The 6008-nt window shown below is 50.8% G+C and carries 6 protein-coding genes and 2 pseudogenes; 2 read left to right on the forward strand and 6 right to left on the reverse strand.

The annotated features are described in order from the left end of the window. Positions 1-323: 323 nt before the first annotated feature. Positions 324-665, forward strand: coding sequence for a hypothetical protein (locus tag A0129_RS15215; protein ID WP_291716247.1), 342 nt, complete (start codon positions 324-326; stop codon positions 663-665). 198 nt (positions 666-863) lie between these two features. Here the strand turns inward: A0129_RS15215 and A0129_RS15220 are convergent. From A0129_RS15220 to A0129_RS15235, 4 genes and pseudogenes are all read right to left on the reverse strand, one after another. Next, positions 864-1046 (reverse strand): annotated as a pseudogene (locus A0129_RS15220) (hypothetical protein); the annotation flags it as partial. A 232-nt stretch (positions 1047-1278) separates the two neighbouring features. Next, positions 1279-1563, reverse strand: a pseudogene (locus A0129_RS15225) (transposase family protein); the annotation flags it as partial. A gap of 21 nt (positions 1564-1584) precedes the next feature. Continuing rightward, positions 1585-2097 carry a signal peptidase II gene (lspA, locus tag A0129_RS15230; protein WP_004863699.1) on the reverse strand — a complete coding sequence of 171 codons (513 nt, stop codon included), beginning with the start codon at positions 2095-2097 and terminating at the stop codon, positions 1585-1587. A gap of 3 nt (positions 2098-2100) precedes the next feature. Next, positions 2101-2997, reverse strand: coding sequence for a cation transporter (locus tag A0129_RS15235; RefSeq protein ID WP_004574643.1), 897 nt, complete (start codon positions 2995-2997; stop codon positions 2101-2103). 95 nt (positions 2998-3092) lie between these two features. On the opposite strand from A0129_RS15235, the gene cadR reads away from it, so the two are divergent. Beyond that, the gene (cadR, locus tag A0129_RS15240; RefSeq protein ID WP_291716248.1) at positions 3093-3500 is read left to right on the forward strand and encodes a Cd(II)/Pb(II)-responsive transcriptional regulator; all 408 of its coding nucleotides are present in this window, start codon (positions 3093-3095) and stop codon (positions 3498-3500) included. A gap of 280 nt (positions 3501-3780) precedes the next feature. Here the strand turns inward: cadR and A0129_RS15245 are convergent, their stop codons facing one another. Together A0129_RS15245 and A0129_RS15250 are read right to left on the reverse strand one after the other, a co-directional pair. Next, positions 3781-5115 carry an ATP-binding protein gene (locus tag A0129_RS15245; RefSeq protein WP_291716249.1) on the reverse strand — a complete coding sequence of 445 codons (1335 nt, stop codon included), beginning with the start codon at positions 5113-5115 and terminating at the stop codon, positions 3781-3783. A 2-nt stretch (positions 5116-5117) separates the two neighbouring features. Further along, positions 5118-5813, reverse strand: a complete 696-nt coding sequence (locus A0129_RS15250) for a heavy metal response regulator transcription factor (RefSeq protein ID WP_105029873.1) — start codon at positions 5811-5813, stop codon at positions 5118-5120. Between the last annotated feature and the right edge of the window lie 195 nt (positions 5814-6008).

Here is a 6008-nt window from a genome sequence, read left to right on the forward strand (position 1 = left end):
ACACCATTAAACGCTACAAAAGCGAAAAACATTTCGGTGAAAATGGCGTAGTGAACAGCGTGATTGTGTTGAAACCCGAATCGACGAACGACAAGCATGAAGCGATTGTGCTGAGCGCTGAGGATGCGGAAGAAATGGTGGTGGTGGCGGAGTTTCTGACGGTGGTTTGAAGGGTTTGCTGTTGTTATTCTTCATCACCTTCACTCACCCCCGTCAATTCAAACCAAACCATCCCCCTCAACCGCTTGGAATAACCCTTCATTTCTACCCCTTAAAACCTTTCACGCATACTGCGGCTTGCCTCGTTTTTATCTTGCTTCGTCATGAACACCCAAGCCCGCACATTTCACGAAGACCACCTGAAGCGCAAAGCGCAATCGCTGCAACTGGCCTACACACGTGCGCTAAATAACCACGATGGTTCAGCACCGCTATACCTGTATCAGGAAATGGATTTTCTGGGCCACTTTGAACCCGACAACCATGTAAGCCTGGCGATGGTGCCAGAGGTAATGCAGCAAGACCCTGTGGCTGGGGTCATGCTGATGCGCGACAAAGATTCATGCAAAGTTGGCTGTCGGGTAGTGTCTAACCAGGTAGGTTATCCAATGGAACGGTTCAAAAATGGACACAACTTTCGAGCAGATTTAGTGATTGAAGTGTGATAATCAGCCCCGATCTGTGCTCGGAAATTCTCATGTGCAGACAAAGTCAAGTTTTGCTGGCTCGAGCGCGTTTACGCCCACTTGACCAATAGTCAGTTGGTTGCGGTGATTAATGAAGTCTCAAACTTCATCAATCAAGCTCAACAAGCCGCCCAAGCAAAGTATTGGGTTCTCTGATGGCCAAGAAGCCGGCTTTTTTTAACAACTTGTTACTTCAAAACGCAGAAAATCAGTCAGTCGCTTAGACTCGTTGACTTCGTCGTGAGCAACTAGGAGATACCTCCATGGTATGCCGCCAAATTTAACCGCGTGATCCGAAGCGTGTTTACACCAGCGTACCGCTGCTGCTGTCTTGGCTTGTACCTCGTGGGTGTCGATATCTGTGAGATTTTATTCGTTGGGGACCACGACACAACAGATAGATGGCTAGAAAAGAATAAAGGGCGCTTTTTAGTTGCTGAAACAGCCATTGATAAAACAATCCTATCCCCAATCTTCAAAACAAATTCTGTAACAAAGCAACCAACTCATAGAAATTATCACGTTAACAAGAATCTTCTAGAGTTGCTTCCAAAAAGTTGTCTGCAGATCATTTCGGCTTCAGTAGACCCAATCCGTCCACCATCTCCGGTAGCTGGGGCCTGAATGTTGTCTTGCAGGCCCGGCAGGTGTATCGGCGGCGGACCACCCAGAGAGTGACCCGCTTGCCGTGGATGGGCAGATCACGATAGGGAACGTCACGCTTGCCGAACCGTACGAACTCACCCTGCACGCCGCATTCCTCGCAGGCGATGGGATCGGGCACGTCCACCTGGAAGTGCATTTCGTCGTCGGTTGATTTGCAGCCCAGTACTTGGTATTGCGGCAGGTGAAGGATGTTGTCGGGAAGTTCGGTCATGGTGTTGTATAGGCGTAGGTGTCAGTCAGATCCATCCGGCTCGGCATTGGTGTTTGCTTTTTTACCCAACAAGCTGCTGGAAACGAAAAGTAAGGCACCGAGGACAATTGCAATATCAGCCAGGTTGAAGGCCGGCCAATGCCAGTCTCGCCAATAGAAATCAAAGGAATCCACAACATAGCCGCGAAAGACCCGGTCAATCAGGTTGCCCATGGCGCCACCGAGGATAAGACTGTAAGCGATGGCTTCTCCTTTATGACGATTTTCAAGGATCAGCTTGATCAGAAAAATCGAGACCACTACCGCGATTCCGATAAAAAAGTAGCGCTGCCAGCCTCCACCATTCGCAAAAAGACTGAATGCGGCACCGGTGTTCCATAGGTGCACCCAGTTAAAGAACGGGGTCACCGAAACATACTCGCCATAGGCCATTGATTGCTGCACCAGCCACTTTACAGCCTGATCAGACGCTGCCAGCAGGCCCGATATGGACAATAGGGCATACGGCGAGAGCTTTTTGCCAATAATGAGCATTATTTAACCCTTCAACGCCAAAATGCGTCTGGCACCGTTAAGTACAATGCCCCCCGCGATGGTGCCGATAATCAGATCCGGATAATTGGAACCGGTCCACGCGACCAGGGCGCCGGCGGTGATGACCCCCAGGTTGATCACCACGTCGTTGGCCGAGAATATCCAGCTTGCCTTCATGTGCGCCCCGCCTTCCCGATGTTTGGATATGAGCAGCAGACAACTGGTATTGGCAATCAATGCGACGAATGCGATAGCCATCATCACCAGCGATTCAGGCTCACTACCGAATACAAAGCGTCTCACCACCTCTACGAGCACGCCCACAGCCAAGATCAGTTGCAGTACACCAGCAAGATGCGCGGCACGTACCTGCATTTTCACGCTATGTCCAACCGCATAAAGGGCAAGCCCGTACACCGCCGCATCGGCAAAATTGTCCAGGGATTCTCCAATCAGGCCGGTGGACTGGGCGATCAGACCGGCAGTCATTTCCACCACGAACAGAAGTGCATTGATGCCGAGCAACCAGCGCAGGGTCCCGGATTCTTGCTTAGCAGAAGCTGCCGAAAACTCGGCGGCCTTGATGGTCTCCGGATTTGCAGCGACGGTTTCCTGAAGCGAGGCGCCTAGCCCCAAGGTCTTCAGTTTCGAGGTGACGGGCTCGACCTCGCCGTCATGCACGACCTTCAGCCGGCGGTTCGACAAGTCGAAGGACAGCGCCCGAATCTCCTCAAAGCCGTTCAGGGCTAGGCGAATCATTCGTTCTTCTGATGGACAGTCCATCTTCGGCACGGCATAAACACTGACCCATCTCCCTGGCGCCTCGGAGGAGGCCTGTATATCGGTATCCGCTGCGGACGTTGCATCACCGCCACAGGCGCCACCACAGGATTTGCTCATGATACGACTCCACTTGAACAATGTTGTGGTGCCATTTAAAACTATAAAGCTACTATAAGGTCAATAGAGTAAAGAATCCGTTGGGGAGGAGGCTGATGCGCATTGGTCAGTTGGCGCACTTGGTAGGGGTCGAAACACAGACGATCCGCTTCTATGAACAGCAGGGCTTGTTGCCGCCGCCTGATCGGCAGGACAACGGTTACCGTGTCTATACCGAGAAGCATGGTGAGGGGCTGGCCTTCATCCGTCGCTGCAGAATCCTGGGCCTGTCACTGGCTGAGATTCACGAACTACAGAGCTATCAGGACGACCCTCATCAGCCTTGTACCGCCGTCAACGCCTTGCTCGATGATCACATCTCTCATGTGCGGTCGCAGATAACCGCTCTGCAAGCGCTTGAGAAACAACTCGTTTCACTGAGAGCGAGTTGCAACGATGACCGGGAAGTTGAGGCGTGTGGGGTTCTTGCTGGAATTAGCGAAGGAAACATGCACCAGCAGTAGGTGAAGCATCAACCAGATAATCCGATGAGATGCCGGTCTGTCTCACTCTCATGCAAAGGTAAGATCAACCATTTAATCCGCTTACCCGTTATATCAATCCAGAACTTGAACCTTTCCCCGTATTTCGATGACATTAGGTCACACCTTTTTTGCTAGTCCAAGGGTTAAATTTCACGATTATTCTCCCGTCCCGATTCAGACGTGAGGTGATAAGAAGCGGCAACAAAACCTAAGTGCCATAAAAATGGTTGAACAGCATCTTTTCCACAATATTATTTGCCTATACTGATGTCGACCGTCGTTTCGAGTCAATAGAAAAGCCAATCACCGTAACTTGATTTTCGCTGCTTGCAAACACATCACCACCATGTAGTTTCGCAATGGCTGCCACAATAGCCAGGCCTAGCCCGTGATTGCTCCCAGTGTCACTTCGCCCCTCTTCAGCACGGAAAAAGGGTTCGAACAAACGGTTCAATTTGACTGGGTCAATTGTCGGGCCTTCATTCGAAACCTTGATCCACACCCTCTCTGCTTCTCGGGTAATTTGCACGGTAATTTCTGTGTTGGCCTGCGCATACCGAATTGCATTGGACAGCAAATTGCTCACTGCTCGTTTAATCAATTCGGTTTCAGCCTCCACCGTGGCATCGCTTTTAACTGTGATGCGAAGATCTCTGTCTTCGGCCAACTGTTCAAGGTATTCCGCGACTGATACCACCAGCTGACGAAGACTTGGCACAGGTTGAAGTTGCAGTTCTCTGCCCTGGTTTGCATTGGCCAGGAACAGCATGCTGCGAATAATTCGTGCCATGCGGTCGAGTTCGTCGAGGTGATCACCGACAATTTTTTGAAGGTCCTCACCTTCGATCAGTTTGCGGCGTTGAAGCAGCTCATGGCTAATGGTCAAGCTCGACAGTGGTGTATTCAATTCATGTGCAACATTGCTGTTGAACAGTTTCAATTGCTCCCGGTTCTCGCGCAGTTGCCCCAGTAAGCGGTTGAATCCGTCGATGAAGGGTCGCAATTCAAGCGGGGCCTTCTGGTCGTCCAGCACAACATCAAGCGAGCGTGGCCCCAAATTGTGAATGCGTTCTGTCAGTCGATTGATGGGGCGCAAAACCAGGCGAATCAGTCGCATGCTGATCAACACCGACACCAGGATCCACAACACGATGGACGATGCAAATATTCCTGAAATGAAGTTCAGAAAACGTTCGTCATCTACGGTGCTTACTGCCAGTTCAACCCGTTTGGCTTGCAGTTGGGGAAGTTCTGTTTCAAACACTTGAGAGAATTCCCGAATAGATCCCTCTCCGTTGAAGAACACCTCTGGCCCGAACATGCGATTGCCCTGGCTGTCAACAACTCGGGCTTGGGTTCGACCTTGCCCACCCAACACTTCTTCCAGGCCATGTTTCACGTCTTCGGGTGAATATTCGGAAGTAGGTTTTAGTAAAAGGTGTTCAACTGCATGAAGCGCACGGCTTGCAGTTTCCTCCTGTTGCCTGGCCTGCCAATAGTGGATGCAGCAATACACGAGTACAGCGAGTAACACCACTCCCAGTACACTGACGGAGCTGGTCAAACCGATGGTGGCTCTGGAAATTGATTTCACGCTCACTCCTTGCCCTGGGTCCTGATTTCGAGAACGTACCCCATGCCGCGAACGGTATGAAGCAAAGGGATTTCGTACGGATCGTCCAGCTTAATCCTCAACCTGCGAATCGCCACATCAATCACATTGGTCTCGCTGTCAAAATGCATATCCCAAATCAGCTCAGCGATTTCTGTGCGGCTGATGACTTCGCCCTTTCTTCGCAGTAGTAGCCAAAGTAGAGAAAATTCTTTCGCAGTTAACCGTAAATCCTTGCCTCCGCGCTTGGCGGTGCGGCGTACTGCGTCCAATTCCAGATCCAGCAATGTCAACAAGGTTGTCTGGCTCTCGGTAGCTACGGTCGATGTTCTACGCCCCAAGGCGTGAAGCCTGGCCACCAGCTCGGCAAACGCAAAGGGTTTTACCAAGTAATCATCTGCGCCGGCTTTCAGACCGCTTACCCTGTCCTCAACCATGGCGCGCGCTGTAAGCATCAGTACCGGAATACTTTTTGATTGGCGCAGGGCGCTCAACACGGCCAAACCATCAATGTCAGGCAACATGCCATCAAGAACAATCACTTCGTATAGCCCCTGCGTGGCCAAATGCAAACCATCAATCCCATTGCGCGCCAAATCGACCACAAAACCTTCTTCGGTCAATCCTTTCTTTAGGTAATCGGCCAGCCGCAGGTCGTCTTCGATCAAAAGCAGTTTCATCGACTTTTCTTGGTTGTTATGCAGGTGCCCAGTATAACCACCCCGAATTTGGTGAAGATTACATATTTGTAATGTACCGGGAAGGTAGCTGACAGGTGCCCCTGACTAGACTGAAGGCGTGGGTCTAGAAAAACAACCCTCCAATTCGAGTCAATCAGGAGATCATCATGAAAAATATTAAAATCGCCGCTGTTT

Origin of the sequence: Limnobacter sp. CACIAM 66H1 (genome assembly GCF_001601825.1) — a bacterium.
Lineage (GTDB): Bacteria > Pseudomonadota > Gammaproteobacteria > Burkholderiales > Burkholderiaceae_B > Limnobacter.